This is a genomic window from Microbacterium saccharophilum (assembly GCF_007992455.1).
In the GTDB taxonomy this organism is placed as follows: domain Bacteria; phylum Actinomycetota; class Actinomycetes; order Actinomycetales; family Microbacteriaceae; genus Microbacterium; species Microbacterium saccharophilum.
The window spans coordinates 13254-27260 of record NZ_BKAH01000010.1; the positions used below are offsets into that span (position 1 = coordinate 13254).

The window sequence follows — 14007 nt, forward strand, 5'->3', positions numbered from 1 at the left end:
CCCGGCATCCTGGCATCCCCGGCATCCCGCGTACTGCGGCATCCCCGCATCCCGGCGTCCCCGCGTGGCGGACAGTTCGGGAGGAGATGACGTTTCGGGAGGACGGATGCCGCGGATGCAACCTCCGCTCGCGTCGTCTCCTCCCGCACTACCCCGTGACGGCGCTGACCGCTAGCGTGAGGCCGAGGCCGGCGATGGCGCCCGCGGAGGGGATCCGACATGGCGGGGAAATTCGAGCTCTGGGTCGACAAGGGCGGGGACTGGCGCTTCAACCTGAAGCCCACCAACGGTCAGGTCATCGCGACCAGTCAGGGCTACGCGTCCAAGGCGAGCGCGCTGGGCGGCATCGAGTCGGTCCGGACCAACGCGGCCGGCGCCGACGTCGTCGAGATCGAGAAGTAACGCGAGCTACAGCTCGACGTCGACGGCGACCCGCTCCGCGCGGATGCCGCCGATGTACGCCGTGACCTCCTGGTGCGCCGGGTGCACCTGATAGGCGTCGAGGCCGGCCTCGTCGTCGAAGTCGGCGATCAGGACGAGGTCCCAGTTCGTGTCGGGATACAGCACGTTGCCTCCCGCGCTCATGGCCCGCAACGAGGGCACGACGCCCTGCAGCGCGTTGAGCCGGCGCGCGGCTTCCGCGGCCTGCTCGGCCCGGGTGCCGGCATCCTCCGCCGCGAGGCGGAACGAGACGATGTGACGGATCATGCGGAGGACTCCTCGGTGAGGGCGGCGCGCAGCCGCTCGGGCGAGACGCGCCAGTGCGCGTGCAGCCGACCGTCGATGAGGACGACCGGGATCTTCTCCCACCACTGGGCGTAGAGCGCGGGATCGTCGATGATCGACAGCTCCTCGACGTCCACGTCGCCCTCGGGCAGGTCCGCGACGACGGTCTCGACGATCTCGCGCGCGACGTCGCACAGATGGCAGTCGGGCTTGGAGACGAGGGTGAGCGCGGTCACTCCTCCATCCTGGCACCGGTCACCGGGCGGGCGCGCCGAAAACACGAAGCGCCCGCCACGAAGGGCAGGCGCTCGGTGTGGTGGCCGCTTTACTTCTTGTTGCGGCGCTGGTGGCGAGTCTTGCGAAGCAGCTTGCGGTGCTTCTTCTTCGCCATGCGCTTGCGGCGCTTCTTGATGACAGAACCCACGGAAAACCTCACTATGTCTGGGGTCTGGACGCGATACGTTCGCGTCCGGGTACGGGCAATGCGGAAAAATGCCTCAGGTCATTCTAGCCGACATCGGCGATGGGCCGTTGCAGTGCCTCGGTGACCGCCGTCTGGGGTACGCGATAGCTCCGGCCGAACCGCACGGCGGGCAGTTCTCCGGCATGGACGAGACGGTAGACCGTCATCTTCGACACGCGCATGAGATCCGCCACTTCGGCGACGGTCAGAAAGCGCACGTCCGACAGCTCGGCCATCGTGTCCCCTTGTCCCCAGTGGTGTGTCGGCGAATGCTAGGTCGATCTTAGGGGCAGGATACGACGCGTGTAAACCGGTGTGACTCCTGTTGTTCAGCGACCGGGCAGCTTCTTGAGTGCGCTCTCGAAGGCGTGCTTCGCGGATGCCGCGGCACGGCCGACGATGTCGGCGGCGTGGGCCGCCGAGTCCGGCAGTGGCGCTGTCTCCGGGCCGTCCTCTTCGAGGAAGGGGATCAGCCAGTCGTCGAGCACATCCAGCGGTGCGGGCGACAGGCTGTAGTACCGGTGCTGGCCGACTTCGCGCACCGAGACGAGCTCGGCCTCACGCAGCACCTTGAGGTGCTTGGAGACGGTGGGCTGACTCACGCCCAGGGCGGCGACGATCTGCGACACGCTCGTTCCGCGTTCGCCGGACCGGGAACGCTCGAGCAGCAGCTGCAGGATGTCCCGACGGGTACCGTCGGCGATCACGTCGAAGATGTCCGCCATGCCCTTAGGTTAGCCCTCGGCCGCGCCGGAGTACCATGACAACGATTCTTCACGAGAGGGGCGTCACATGGCGGGCGATTCCGTCGGTGCGCGCCTCGGGCGCGTGTTCGGTCAGGGGCAGCGCGGCGCCTGGCAGCGCGCGCGCCACGCAGCCACCTCGTCCCCGTCCCGCTTCGCCGTCCTGATCTTCTCGGCGCTCGTCCTGGTCTTCACGGCGCTGTTCTCCCTGCCGATCGCCGCCGCCGACGGGAATCCCACGCCGCTCGCGGATGCGCTGTTCACCGCCGTCTCGACGATCTGCGTCACGGGCCTGTCCACCGTCGACATGGGGACGCACTGGTCCCCCGTCGGCCACGTCCTCGTGTACGTGGGCGTCAACGTCGGCGCCCTCGGTGTGCTGACCCTCGCGTCCATCCTCGGCCTCGTCATCTCCAAGCGCCTGGGCCTGCGCGCGAAGCTCATGGCGGCGGGCGATTCGAACCCGCTGCGGGCGCACGGCGGCCCGGTCAACGAGGGTCAGACGGTGCGACTCGGCGAAGTCGGCCAGCTCCTGTCGACCGTCGCCCTGTCCACCCTCGTCATCGAGGCGATCCTCGCGGTTCTCCTCTACCCGTCGCTGATCCTCGGCGGCGTCGACCCGCTGACGGCGCTGTGGGAGGCGCCGTACTACGCCGCGATGTCGTTCACGAACACGGGCTTCACCCCGAACGAGGGCGGGCTCGAGCCGTTCGCCGACAACTACTTCATGCTCACGGTGCTGATGGCCGGCGTGTTCCTCGGATCCATCGGCTTCCCGGTGATCTTCACGCTGTGGCGGCACCAGTGGCACGTGCGCCGCTGGTCGCTGCACGCGAAGCTGACGATCATCACGACGGTGCTGCTGTTCTTCGTCGGAGCCGGCGTCTTCGTCCTGCTGGAGTACGAGAACCCTGCGACATTCGGGAGCCTGGACGCGTGGGACACGACGTTCCAGGCATTGTTCCTCTCCGCCATGACCCGCTCCGGCGGCTTCTCCATCATCGACATCGGGGAGTTGAACGGCTCCTCCCTCGTCGCGGCGTCGATGCTCATGTTCGTCGGCGGCGGCTCGGCCTCGACGGCGGGCGGCATCAAGGTGACGACCCTCGCCGTCCTCGCCCTCGCCGTGTGGTCGGAGGCGAAGGGCCGCCCCAGCGTCGAGGCGTTCGGCCGCCGCATCCCCAGCGACGTCCAGCGGGTGGCCTTGTCCGTCGTGGCCTGGGGATCGACGATCGTCGCCCTGTCGACCATCACGATCGCACAGCTCACGAAGGCTCCCGTCGAGATGGTGCTCTTCGACGTCATCTCGGGATTCGCGACCGTGGGCCTGTCCACGGGGATCACCGCCGAACTGCCGGACTCGGCGGTCTACGTCCTGGCGCTGACGATGTTCATGGGGCGCGTTGGTACAGTGACTCTCGCCGCGGCGGTGGCCGCGACGTCCCGTACGCAGCATTACTCGCTGCCGGTGGAAAGGCCGATCGTTGGTTGAGCAGATCCGGGGCGACGCCCCCGTTCTCGTCATCGGCCTCGGCCGATTCGGCGCCGCCTGCGCAGGGGAGCTGGACCGCCTCGACCGCGAAGTCCTCGCGATCGACGCGAACCTCGAACTCGTGCAGAAGTGGTCCGAGCGCGTCACCCACGCCGTGCAGACCGATGCACGCAACATCGAGGCCCTGAAGCAGATCGGCGCGCAGGACTTCCAGGTTGCGATCGTCGCGACCGGCTCGTCGATCGAGGCATCCGTGCTCATCACGGCGAACCTCGTCGACCTGAAGATCCCGCAGATCTGGGCGAAGGCCGTGTCGCAGTCGCACGGCAAGATCCTCGCCCGGGTGGGCGCCAATCACGTCGTGTACCCGGAGCGGGAGGCCGGCGAGCGCGTCGCGCACCTCGTGAGCGGCCGGATGCTGGACTTCATCCGCTTCGACGACGACTTCGTCCTCGCCAAGATGTACCCGCCGAAGTTCATCCGCGGAGTCGGCCTCAACGAGTCCGGCGTCCGCACGAAGTACAACGTCACGGTCGTCGGCGTGAAGAGCCCCGGCAAGCCGTTCCGCTACGCCGAGGCGAACACGATCGTCACCAACCACGACCTCATCATCGTGTCGGGAACGAACTCCGACATCGAGCGGTTCGCGGCGCTCGACCGCTGAGCAGCCTCAGGCGCCGGCAGCGAGCTCGCGCGACCGCGCGAGCGCCGCATCGGTGGCCGCGCCGAAGAGCTCCGCGAGGTGCGCGTCCTGCAGCACCGCGATGGCCCGTTCCGTCGTCCCCTTGGGGCTCGTGACCCGGCGCCGCAGCTCCGCGGGGTCCTCCTTCGTGGCATCCAGGAGCGCCGCGGCGCCGATGAACGTCTGCTCCACGATGAGGCGCGCGTCCGCGTCCTCGAACCCCTTGGCGCGCGCCGCGGCGGTGAGCTCCTCGATCAGGAGGAACACGTAGGCCGGCCCCGACCCGGAGATCGTGCCCAGAGCGTCGATCTGCTCCTCGGCGAGCTCGATGACGGCGCCGCACGTCTCGAAGAGGCGCCGGATGACGGCGACGTGCTCGGCCGTCGCGGCGCGGCCGGCGGCGATGCCGGTGACGGCCTTGCCGACGACGGCGGGCGTGTTCGGCATGGAGCGGATGACGGGGACGTCGTCGCCGAGGACGGACGCGAACGTCGCCAGCGTGACGCCGGCGGCGAGGCTCACGACGACGGTGCCGGGGCGGAGACCGGGGGCGATCTCGCGGAGCAGGTCGGGCACCATCGCGGGCTTCACGCCGATGAGGACGATGTCGGTCGCGGCCGCCGCCGAGCGGTTCCCGTCGGGGTCGTCCTCGAGCGCGACGGAGGTCACTCCGGCGAGATCGGCGAGTTCCGTCGCCTTCGCGGCGCTGCGGTTCGTGGCGGTCAGCGCCCCGGCCACGCCGGAGCGGACGAGCCCCTGCAGGATCGCACCGCCCATCGAGCCGGCGCCGAGGATCGCGATCGAGGGGAGCGTGTCGTCTGCCATGCCCCCATCCTCGCACCCGCGAGGGAGCCGGTGCGCCCCGCCGCCGGCAGGACCTGAAAGCCCGTTCACATGAAAAGGGCGCGGGTCTATAGTCGGGTTCATGAGGCCATTCGACGGAATCACCACCCGACTCGTCGACACGGATCGACTGAGCGTCAACATCCTGGAGCGGGACGGCGACGACCCGGCCACACCGCCCGATCGCACCGTGGTGCTGATCCACGGCAACGTCTCCTCGAGCCTGTTCTGGCAGGAGCTCATGCAGGACTTGCCCGGCGACCTCCGGGTCATCGCGATCGATCTGCGGGGGTTCGGGGGCACCGAGCACGCCCCCATCGACGCGACGCGCGGGGTCCGCGACTTCAGCGACGACATCCACCTGACGCTCACCGAGCTCGGCATCGACGCGCCCCACCTCGTCGGCTGGTCGATGGGCGGCGGCGTCGTCATGCAGTACGCGCTGGACCACCCCGTCCGCTCGCTCACCCTGCAGGCACCGGTCTCGCCGTACGGCTTCGGCGGCACACGCCGCGACGGCACCCGGCTCACCGACGACGACGCCGGGTGCGGCGGGGGCGCAGCGAACCCCGACTTCGTGCAGCGCCTCACCGACGGCGACCGCACCGATGACGCCCCCACCTCCCCGCGGAGCGTCTTCCGGTCCGGCTACGTCGCGCCCGGCTACACGTCACCGCACGAGGACGTGTGGGTCGAGTCGATGCTGACCACGTCCACCGCGGTCGCCAACTACCCGGGCGACGGGGTCGACAGCGAGAACTGGCCGGGTTTCGCCGCGGGCGACACGGGCGTGCTCAACACCATGGTCCCGAAGCACTTCAACGTGTCGGGAATCGTGGACCTGCCCGTCAAGCCGCCGATCCTGTGGGTGCACGGCACCGTCGACGCCATCGTCTCGGACACCTCGTTCTACGACCTGAACTATCTCGGGCAGATCGGCGTCATCCCCGGCTGGCCCGGCGAGGAGATCGCTCCCGCGCAGCCGATGGTGTCGCAGACGCGGGACGTGCTCGACGCGTACCGCGCCGGCGGCGGGCAGGTCACCGAGGTGACCATGGAGGGCGTCGGCCACTCCCCTCACCTGGAGCGGCCCGCCGAGTTCCGCCGCGCCCTCCTGGAGGTCATCGGCTACATCGGCCACCCCGCATCCCCGGCCCCCATCACCGAGGCGATCATCATCAGCTCCTCCGACTGAACCCTAGACTCGTCGTCATGAGTGCATCCGGCGGCAGCAAGGCGATCATCGCGGCGTTCCTGGCGAACATGGGCATCGCGATCGCGAAGTTCATCGCCTGGTTCCTCTCCGGCTCGGCGTCGATGCTCGCCGAAGCGATCCACTCCGTCGCCGACTCCGGCAACCAGCTCCTGCTGCTTCTCGGCGGCCGGAAGGCGCGCAAGGAGGCGGATGCGGAGCATCCGTTCGGCTACGGTCGCGAGCGGTACGTCTACGCCTTCGTCGTGGCGATCATCCTGTTCTCCGTCGGCGGCCTCTTCTCCATCTACGAAGGCGTCGACAAGCTGACGCACCCGCACGAGCTGGAGAACGTCTGGATCCCGATCGGGGTCCTGCTGATCGCGATTGTGCTGGAGGGCTTCTCGCTGCGCACCGCCATCCGCGAATCGAACCACGTGCGCCGCGAAGGCCAGTCCTGGGTGTCGTTCGTGCGGCATGCGAAGGCGCCGGAGCTGCCCGTCGTGCTGCTGGAGGACATCGCGGCCCTGACCGGCCTCGTCTTCGCCCTCTTCGGCGTCGGCATGACCGCCATCACGCACAATCCGATCTTCGACGCCATCGGCACCCTCATGATCGGCACGCTGCTCATCCTGGTGGCCATCACCCTCGGCATCGAGACCAAGAGCCTGCTCGTCGGCGAGGGCGCGAACCCGGACGACCATGCGGCGATCGTCCGGGCCATCGAGGCCGGCGGCGAGATCCAGCGCCTCATCCACATGAAGACCCTCTACCTCGGCCCGGACGAGCTGCTCGTCGCCGCGAAGCTCGGCTTCCCGCACGACAAGGCGCTCGGCGAAGTGGCCCTCGACATCGACACGGTCGAGCGGCGCATCCGGGATGCCGTCCCCGCCGCGCGCGTGATCTACCTGGAGCCCGACATCGTGCGGCGCGAGGCCGGCGTCCCCGCCCCGCCCACCGACACGATCGTCATGCCCTCGAGCGACTGACCGGCCACCGGCCGGCCGTCAGCGCCGCGCGTCGAAGAACTCGCGCAGCAGGCACGCCGCGTCGTCCGCACGGACCCCGCTGACGACCTCCGCGCGCACCGGCAGCCGCCGATCGCGCACGACGTCGTACAGGGACCCGGCCGCACCGGCCTTGTCGTCCCACGCGCCGAACACGAGGCGCGAGACGTGCGACTGCAGCACGGCGCCGGCGCACATGACGCACGGCTCGAGCGTCACCGTCAGCGTGCACCCGTCGAGGTTCCACGTCCCTCGCGCGGCGGCGGCCTGCCGCAGGGCGACGACCTCCGCGTGCGCCGTGGGGTCGCCGGTGGCCTCCCGGAGATTGCGTCCTTCGCCGATGACCGTGCCGTCGGCATCCGTCACGACGGCCCCCACCGGTACGTCGCCGGCGGCGCCGGCCGCGGCGGCGAGCTGCAGGGCGCGCTCCATCGCGGCGGAGTCGTGGGCCGAGACAGTCACAGCATCAGAGTAGGCCCCGGTAACCTGGTCCCATGCGTGTCCACGTCGCCGACCACCCGCTCATCACCCACAAGCTCACGGTCCTGCGCGACGCGCACACCTCGTCGCCGGTCTTCCGGCAGCTGACCGAGGAACTGGTCACCCTCCTGGCCTACGAGGCGACCCGTTCGGTCCGCGTCGAGGACCACGAGATCCAGACCCCCGTCACCACGACGATCGGCGTCAAGATCAGCGAGCCGCGTCCGCTCGTCGTCCCGATCCTGCGTGCCGGGCTCGGGATGCTGGAGGGCATGGTCAAGCTCCTCCCCACCGCCGAGGTGGGCTTCCTCGGGATGGCGCGGGACGAGAAGACGTTCGAGCCGACGACCTACGCCGAGCGCCTCCCGACGGATCTCAGCGACCGGCAGTGCTTCGTGCTCGACCCCATGCTCGCCACCGGGGGCTCGCTCGGCGCCGCCATCGACTTCCTCTTCGCCCGCGGGGCGCAGGATGTCACCGCGATCTGCATCCTCGCCGCTCCGGAGGGTCTCGCGGCCATCGAGAAGCAGGTGGGCGACCGCGATGTGACCCTCGTGCTCGGCGCCGTCGACGAGCGGCTCAACGAGCAGGGGTACATCGTGCCCGGCCTCGGCGACGCCGGCGACCGCCTCTACGGCACCGTCTGACCCCCTCGAGCCGGAACAGGCGAGCCCGCCCGTCAGGCCGCGCCGACCAGACGCGCGAACGCGCTGAGCCGCGCGACGCCGTCCGGCGTGCGGGGCAGGTCGTCGAGGAGCCCCGTCGAGTAGACGACGTACGCCGTGTGCATGGCACGGGAGACGCCGACGTTGAGGCGGTTCTGCAGCAGCAGGAACTCCAGCCCCCGCGGTGCGTCCCGGCCCGACGACGCGGCGAGGGACACGATGGCGACCGCGGCCTCCTGGCCTTGGAACCGGTCGACCGTCCCGACCGGGACGTCGGCGAACCCGGCCGCGGCCAGCGCCTCCTCGACGAGGACCTGCTGGGCGTTGTAGGGCGTCACGATGATGATGTCCGCCGCGGTCAGCGGACGGGGTGCGGCATCCGCATCCGGCGTCCATGCGCTTCCCACGAGGTCGCGCACGAGTCCGACGACGACCTCCGCCTCCTCGGGCGACTGCGTCGCGTTCCCGACGTGGGTGAGGGGGACCGGGATGACGCCGGGCGCGACGCCGGCCAGCCGGCGCCGCGCGGTGCACTCGTGGGCGGCGAGCTTGCCCTCGTAGGACAGCTGCGACACGGGGGCGGCGACCTCGGGGCGCATGCGCCGGGTCTGGGCGAGGAAATAGCCGCGGTCGGGCGGGATGACGGCGGCCCCGTCCATCACCCAGCCGAGCGCCGACGTGTCGACGGGCTCGGGATGCGTGCCCTGGCTCACCTGCGGCAGCTGCTGCGGGTCGCCCAGCAGCAGGAGCCGCTGCGCGGCGACCGAGACGGCGATCGTCGAGGCGAGCGAGAACTGGCCGGCCTCGTCGATGACGAGGAGGTCGAGGCTGCGCCGCGCGATGCGCCCGCCGTGGCTGAGGTCCCAGGCCGTCCCGCCGACGACGAAGCCCGCGGGCTGGTCGGCGATGTAGGCGGCCATGGCGTTCTTGGCGATGACGGTGAAGGACTCCGACCCGGTGGCCGGCCCCTTCGGCGCCTTCGCGACCTGCGCGCGGGGCACGCCGGCCTCCACGATCCGGTCGAGCATGTGCTCGACGACGGCGTGGGACTGGGCGACGACGCCGACCCGGAAGCCCCGCTCGCGGACGAGGCGCGCGACGACGTGCGAGCCGACGTAGGTCTTCCCGGTTCCGGGCGGGCCCTGCACCGCGAGATAGCTGCGGTCGAGGTCCGCGAGCGTCCGCACGATGTCGGCCACGTCGTCGTCTCCGCCGCGGGCGAGCGCGCCGCTGCCCGTGCGCGGCGGGCGCCGGAGCAGAAGGTCGGTGGCGGGGTCTGCCGGGAACGCCGGCGTCGCCTGGATGACGCCGTCGGCCCACTCGTCGATCGCGGCCTGCTGGCTGCCTGCCTGAGGCGGCGCCGCCGGCGTCAGGGCGACCGGGAGCTCGGCCCACGTGAAGCCCTGGATGGCGTTCTCCTCCACGATCACACCGTCATCCAGCACGTCCACGATCCGCACGGACCGGGCCGTGTGGATCCACCGCGGGTTCGTCTCGACGGGGAACGGCGCCGGCAGCTCGTAGACGGCGTAGGGGCTGGCATCCACGCTCAGCCGCGTGCCGGGGGCGACCTCCCCGCGCAGCTCCACGATGCGGCGGATCGCGCGCGCTCCCTCGGGCAGGTGCCAGTCGGTCAGGATCCGGCAGCGGTCCCGGTCGATCACGACGACGTCGCGGGTGTCCTCCCACACCGTCACGGGCTCGCGCAGGCGCAGGAAATGCGTCGCCCAGAAGGTCTTCGCCTCCCGCGGGTAGTAGTCGATGGCCGCGGAGCCGAGGCGGAGCGCCGCGGACTGCTGTTCGTCGTCGACGGCGGCGGCGAGACGGCTGAGGGTCTCGGCGCGCGGTGACGGCTCGTACGCGCGCTCATCGGCGTCCGGCTCGAGCGACGGACGCAGCTGCGCCTCCCGCGCCCGGTCGACGAGCCAGTCGCGGAGCCGCCGGGTGGAGACGCAGTCGTAGCGGTTGTAATCGGCGAGGTCGTCGAGGATCCGCTGCGCGGACGTGTCATCGCCGGCCTCGGCGTGGCTGCGCGCCTCCACGTACTTCACGATCGAGTCGTCACCGCGCTGCACGTCGCTCGTGCGGACGTCGGCGCCCATGTAGAGCGGCTCGAGCTTCTTGATCGAGTACGACCGGGACCCGACGCGCAGCGCGCGCCGCACGATGGGATACAGGTCCACGAAGACGCCGTCGCGGAGCAGCCGGTCGACGTCGCGCTCGCGCACGCCGTGCCGGGCCGCCATCGCCAGCAGGTGGGTGGGCTCGTAGGGCGCGTAGTGGTAGATGTGCATCCCCGGATGCTGCGCGCGGCGCAGCGCCACGAGGTCGAGGAAGTCCTCGAGCGCCCGGCGCTCGTCGGCGAAGCTGTGCGCCCAGAGCGACGAGTACACGTCACGGGTGTCGACCCAGCCGAAGAGGTAGTCGATCCCCCACTGCGGCGTGCCCCCCTCGGTGTAGAGCGGGTCGCCCTCGAAGTCGAAGAACAGGTCGCCGTGGTCGGGGCGCGGGAGGGCGCCGAGGGCCTTCGGGAAGACGACCTCGAACGTAGGCACGGGCGGCGGGGTCTTCTCGCCGTCCGACGCGTCACGTGGGGTGGGCGGGTCCGCGGGAGCGATCGCGACGATGCCTCCTGCGGGGCTCGCCACCTGCAGCCGCGCCTGGGTGCGGAGGTTCGCGAACGTGTCCGCAGACATGCGGGCCGGCTGCGCGTCGGCCGTGGTCAGGTCGTCGATGGTCCGGATGCCGGCCGCGCGGAGGCGCTCGCGCTGCACGGGGCGCATCCCCGCCACGAGGAGCAGGTCGCGGTGCGCGATGACCTCGAGGTCGCACGTCGGACACCGCCCGCACGCGATGACCCGCAGCGCGCCGCGGTCATCGCCCCACGCGATGGCCGCGCCGGCCGCGCCGGCGGCCAGGTCACGGTCGGCGATGAGCGCGCGCAGCCGTGCGCGGCGCAGGGCGTAGACGGGGTGCAGGTCGCGCACGGCGTGGGTGGAGACGGTGCCGTCGCCCAGCAGCAGCTCCACGCATTCCGACCGGGGCACGCCCAGTCGATCGAGCTGGTCGGCGTATGCCGCGAGCTGCATGAGCGCGGTCACGCGGGCGTGCCGTGCGAGCTTGGTGTCCTGCACGATCCAGCTGCCGTCCTCATCGCGCACGAGGAAGTCGGCGAACCCGACGAACTCCTCCGTCGCGAACGCGGCCTGGTACACGACGGCCGCGTTCGAGGCGAGCGCCTCCCCGGTCAGCGCGACGGCGCGAGCGAGGCCCTCGGCATCCGAGGACCGCGTCTCGGGGATCTCGATGACGCCGTCCGGGAACCGCTCGCGGTAGGCCGCGAGGACCCGAAGCTCATGCTGCGTGCCGAGCCGCCCGGCGCGCTCCAGCGTCAGGTCCTCGGGGTCTTCGACGGGGGCGACCCGCCCGAGCTTCGCGTCGATCGCCCGCAGCCACGCGAATTCGCATTCGGCGGCGGCTTTGAGATCGCTCGCGCTCCAGACGATCCGGCCTTCGTCCTCGATGTATCGCATGTTCCCCTTCCGGAATCGACACTAGCCGCGGCCGCCGACAGCGGCTCTGCCGGGGACCGGCCGCACCTGACAGACTGGGGAAATGAGCACGTCACCACCGTTCGAGAGCGCCTACCGGCACGGGTACGCGCGGGTCGCGGCCTGCACGATCCCCGTCGCCATCGCCGACCCGCAGGCGAACGCGGATGCCGTCCTCACCGCCGCGCGCGATTCCCATGACGACGGTGTCGCCGTCGCCGTGTTCCCGGAGCTGTGTCTCACCGGCTACTCGATCGAGGACCTCGTCATGCAGGATCCGGTGCTCGAGGCCGTCGAGGCGGCGCTGCTGCGCATCGCCCGGGAGTCCGAGGACCTGCGCACCCTGCTCGTCGTCGGGGCGCCGCTGCGCCACGGCAACCGACTCTACAACTGCGCCGTCGTCATCCACCGCGGCGAGGTGATCGGCATCGCACCGAAGTCATACCTGCCCACCTACCGCGAGTTCTACGAGCACCGCTGGTACGCCGCCGGCGACGACCTGCGCGGCGAATGGTTCGACCGGGGCGAGCTGTCGGCCCCGTTCGGTCCCGACCTCATCTTCCAGGCCGTCGACCTGCCCGACCTCCGCGTGCACGCCGAGGTGTGCGAGGACTTCTGGGTGCCGGTGCCGCCGTCCTCCCGTGCCGCCCTGGCGGGCGCCACGGTGCTCGCGAACCTGTCCGGCAGCCCCATCACGATCGCCCGCGCCGAGGACCGCAAGACGCTGTGCCTGTCGCAGTCGATGCGCTGCCTGTCGGCGTACGTCTACGCCGCCGCAGGGCAGGGGGAGTCGACCAACGACGTGTCGTGGGACGGCCAGACGATGATCTACGAGATCGGGAACCTCCTGGCCGAGACCGAGCGCTTCCCCGACGGCCCGCGCCGCGCGGTGGCCGACATCGACCTCGACCGCATCCGCCAGGATCGCCTCCGCCAGGGCACGTTCGACGACAACCGCCGGTCGCTCGGCATCCGCACCGAGACGATCGACGCGGACTTCCGCACGGTGTCGTTCACGCTCGACCCGCCGACCGGCGACATCGGGCTGCGCCGCCCCGTCGACCGCTTCCCGTTCGTGCCCGACGACCCGGGACGCCTGGACCAGGACTGCTACGAGGCGTTCAACATCCAGGTGTCGGGCCTCGAGCAGCGGATGCGGGCCATCGGCTCCCCGAAGCCGGTCATCGGCGTCTCCGGCGGCCTGGACTCCACGCACGCGCTCCTCGTGGTGGCGCGCGCCATGGATCGGATGGGGAGGCCGCGCAGCGACATCCTCGCCTATACGATGCCGGGATTCGCGACGAGCGAGCACACGAAATCCAACGCCATCGCCCTCGCGGAGGCCATCGGCGCGACCATCTCGACGATCGACATCCGTCCGACGGCGACGCAGATCCTGGAAGGGATCGGCCACGCCTTCGCCGATGGGGAACCGGTCTACGACGTCACCTTCGAGAACGTGCAGGCCGGCGTCCGCACCGATTTCCTGTTCCGGCTCGCGAACCAGAACGGCGGCTTCGTCGTCGGCACCTCCGACCTGTCCGAGCTCGCGCTCGGCTGGGCGACCTACGGGGTCGGCGACCACATGAGCCACTACGCCGTCAACGCCGGCGTCCCCAAGACGCTCATCCAGCACGTCATCCGCTGGGTGATCGCGCACAGCTCCGACGAGGAGTCGGGGACGTCGCTGACGGATGCCGCGAAGGCGGTACTGCAGTCGGTGCTCGACACCGAGATCAGCCCCGAGCTCGTGCCCGCCGGCGAGGACGGGAAGACGCAGTCGACCGAGGACGCCGTCGGCCCGTACGCGCTGCACGACTTCACGCTGTTCCACGTGCTGCGCTACGGGCTGCGACCGTCGAAGATCGCGTTCCTCGCGGAGCACGCCTGGTCCGACGCGGATGCCGGAGCCTGGCCTCCGGGATTCCCCGCGGACGAGCACTACGCGTACGACCGCGCCGAGATCGTGCGGTGGCTGCAGGTGTTCCTGAAGCGCTACTTCGGGTTCGCCCAGTTCAAGCGCTCCGCGATCCCCAACGGACCCAAGGTCTCCGCCGCCGGGTCGCTGTCGCCGCGCGGCGACTGGCGCGCCCCATCGGACGGCAACGCGAACGCCTGGCTCGCCGAGCTGAAGGCGGCGCTGCCCGACCTCGTCGACTGAGC

Annotated in this window: 15 protein-coding genes; 7 read left to right on the forward strand and 8 right to left on the reverse strand. The window is 70.7% G+C overall.

Annotated elements, in window-relative coordinates:
- The first annotated feature begins 219 nt into the window (after positions 1–219).
- Positions 220–402, forward strand: coding sequence for a YegP family protein (locus tag MSA03_RS10545; RefSeq protein WP_147050952.1), 183 nt, complete (start codon positions 220–222; stop codon positions 400–402).
- 6 nt (positions 403–408) lie between these two features.
- Here the strand turns inward: MSA03_RS10545 and MSA03_RS10550 are convergent, their stop codons facing one another.
- The 5 genes from MSA03_RS10550 to MSA03_RS10570 form a co-directional block, all read right to left on the reverse strand.
- Entirely contained in the window at positions 409–708 is a 300-nt protein-coding gene (locus MSA03_RS10550; RefSeq protein WP_147050953.1) for a Dabb family protein, read from the reverse strand.
- Entirely contained in the window at positions 705–962 is a 258-nt protein-coding gene (locus MSA03_RS10555) for a glutaredoxin family protein (RefSeq protein ID WP_147050954.1), read from the reverse strand. Before MSA03_RS10555 ends, MSA03_RS10550 begins: the two co-directional genes overlap by 4 nt.
- Positions 963–1051: 89 nt before the next feature.
- A complete protein-coding gene (locus MSA03_RS10560) occupies positions 1052–1150 on the reverse strand; it encodes a 30S ribosomal protein bS22 (RefSeq protein ID WP_003792170.1) in 99 nt (32 codons plus the stop codon).
- A gap of 83 nt (positions 1151–1233) precedes the next feature.
- A complete protein-coding gene (locus tag MSA03_RS10565) occupies positions 1234–1425 on the reverse strand; it encodes a helix-turn-helix domain-containing protein (RefSeq protein WP_028496985.1) in 192 nt (63 codons plus the stop codon).
- A 93-nt stretch (positions 1426–1518) separates the two neighbouring features.
- Entirely contained in the window at positions 1519–1914 is a 396-nt protein-coding gene (locus tag MSA03_RS10570) for an ArsR/SmtB family transcription factor (RefSeq protein WP_028496986.1), read from the reverse strand.
- 67 nt (positions 1915–1981) lie between these two features.
- On the opposite strand from MSA03_RS10570, the gene MSA03_RS10575 reads away from it, so the two are divergent.
- Positions 1982–3424, forward strand: coding sequence for a TrkH family potassium uptake protein (locus MSA03_RS10575; RefSeq protein WP_028496987.1), 1443 nt, complete (start codon positions 1982–1984; stop codon positions 3422–3424).
- Positions 3417–4088, forward strand: coding sequence for a potassium channel family protein (locus MSA03_RS10580; RefSeq protein ID WP_028496988.1), 672 nt, complete (start codon positions 3417–3419; stop codon positions 4086–4088). The genes MSA03_RS10575 and MSA03_RS10580 overlap by 8 nt, the downstream gene beginning before the upstream one ends.
- A 6-nt stretch (positions 4089–4094) precedes the next feature.
- Here MSA03_RS10580 and proC read toward each other — a convergent pair whose 3' ends face one another.
- Positions 4095–4931 carry a pyrroline-5-carboxylate reductase gene (gene proC, locus MSA03_RS10585; protein ID WP_147050955.1) on the reverse strand — a complete coding sequence of 279 codons (837 nt, stop codon included), beginning with the start codon at positions 4929–4931 and terminating at the stop codon, positions 4095–4097.
- 100 nt (positions 4932–5031) lie between these two features.
- On the opposite strand from proC, the gene MSA03_RS10590 reads away from it, so the two are divergent.
- A complete protein-coding gene (locus MSA03_RS10590; RefSeq protein ID WP_147050956.1) occupies positions 5032–6144 on the forward strand; it encodes an alpha/beta fold hydrolase in 1113 nt (370 codons plus the stop codon).
- Positions 6145–6161: 17 nt separating this feature from the next.
- Positions 6162–7130 (forward strand): cation diffusion facilitator family transporter, encoded by a 969-nt coding sequence (locus MSA03_RS10595; protein ID WP_028496991.1) that lies wholly within the window; start codon positions 6162–6164, stop codon positions 7128–7130.
- An 18-nt stretch (positions 7131–7148) separates the two neighbouring features.
- Here MSA03_RS10595 and MSA03_RS10600 read toward each other — a convergent pair whose 3' ends face one another.
- Positions 7149–7580, reverse strand: coding sequence for a nucleoside deaminase (locus MSA03_RS10600; protein ID WP_147051018.1), 432 nt, complete (start codon positions 7578–7580; stop codon positions 7149–7151).
- Between the two features lie 62 nt (positions 7581–7642).
- Here MSA03_RS10600 and upp point away from each other — a divergent pair, with 62 nt between their 5' ends.
- Positions 7643–8275 carry a uracil phosphoribosyltransferase gene (upp, locus tag MSA03_RS10605; protein WP_028496993.1) on the forward strand — a complete coding sequence of 211 codons (633 nt, stop codon included), beginning with the start codon at positions 7643–7645 and terminating at the stop codon, positions 8273–8275.
- Between the two features lie 32 nt (positions 8276–8307).
- On the opposite strand, the gene MSA03_RS10610 is transcribed toward upp, so the two are convergent.
- Positions 8308–11826 carry a TM0106 family RecB-like putative nuclease gene (locus MSA03_RS10610; protein WP_147050957.1) on the reverse strand — a complete coding sequence of 1173 codons (3519 nt, stop codon included), beginning with the start codon at positions 11824–11826 and terminating at the stop codon, positions 8308–8310.
- An 82-nt stretch (positions 11827–11908) separates the two neighbouring features.
- On the opposite strand from MSA03_RS10610, the gene MSA03_RS10615 reads away from it, so the two are divergent.
- Positions 11909–14005 (forward strand): NAD(+) synthase, encoded by a 2097-nt coding sequence (locus tag MSA03_RS10615; RefSeq protein ID WP_147050958.1) that lies wholly within the window; start codon positions 11909–11911, stop codon positions 14003–14005.
- Positions 14006–14007 lie beyond the last annotated feature (2 nt).

What these genes read in the sequence shown, in the direction of transcription:
- MSA03_RS10610 (WP_147050957.1), bottom strand. Translation starts at nt 11,826, where the DNA reads ATGCGATACATCGAGGACGAAGGCCGGATCGTCTGGAGCGCGAGCGAT.
- MSA03_RS10565 (WP_028496985.1), bottom strand. Translation starts at nt 1,425, where the DNA reads ATGGCCGAGCTGTCGGACGTGCGCTTTCTGACCGTCGCCGAAGTGGCG.
- MSA03_RS10545 (WP_147050952.1), top strand. Translation starts at nt 220, where the DNA reads ATGGCGGGGAAATTCGAGCTCTGGGTCGACAAGGGCGGGGACTGGCGC.
- MSA03_RS10575 (WP_028496987.1), top strand. Translation starts at nt 1,982, where the DNA reads ATGGCGGGCGATTCCGTCGGTGCGCGCCTCGGGCGCGTGTTCGGTCAG.
- MSA03_RS10595 (WP_028496991.1), top strand. Translation starts at nt 6,162, where the DNA reads ATGAGTGCATCCGGCGGCAGCAAGGCGATCATCGCGGCGTTCCTGGCG.
- MSA03_RS10590 (WP_147050956.1), top strand. Translation starts at nt 5,032, where the DNA reads ATGAGGCCATTCGACGGAATCACCACCCGACTCGTCGACACGGATCGA.
- MSA03_RS10600 (WP_147051018.1), bottom strand. Translation starts at nt 7,580, where the DNA reads ATGGAGCGCGCCCTGCAGCTCGCCGCCGCGGCCGGCGCCGCCGGCGAC.
- upp (WP_028496993.1), top strand. Translation starts at nt 7,643, where the DNA reads ATGCGTGTCCACGTCGCCGACCACCCGCTCATCACCCACAAGCTCACG.
- proC (WP_147050955.1), bottom strand. Translation starts at nt 4,931, where the DNA reads ATGGCAGACGACACGCTCCCCTCGATCGCGATCCTCGGCGCCGGCTCG.
- MSA03_RS10570 (WP_028496986.1), bottom strand. Translation starts at nt 1,914, where the DNA reads ATGGCGGACATCTTCGACGTGATCGCCGACGGTACCCGTCGGGACATC.
- MSA03_RS10550 (WP_147050953.1), bottom strand. Translation starts at nt 708, where the DNA reads ATGATCCGTCACATCGTCTCGTTCCGCCTCGCGGCGGAGGATGCCGGC.
- MSA03_RS10615 (WP_147050958.1), top strand. Translation starts at nt 11,909, where the DNA reads ATGAGCACGTCACCACCGTTCGAGAGCGCCTACCGGCACGGGTACGCG.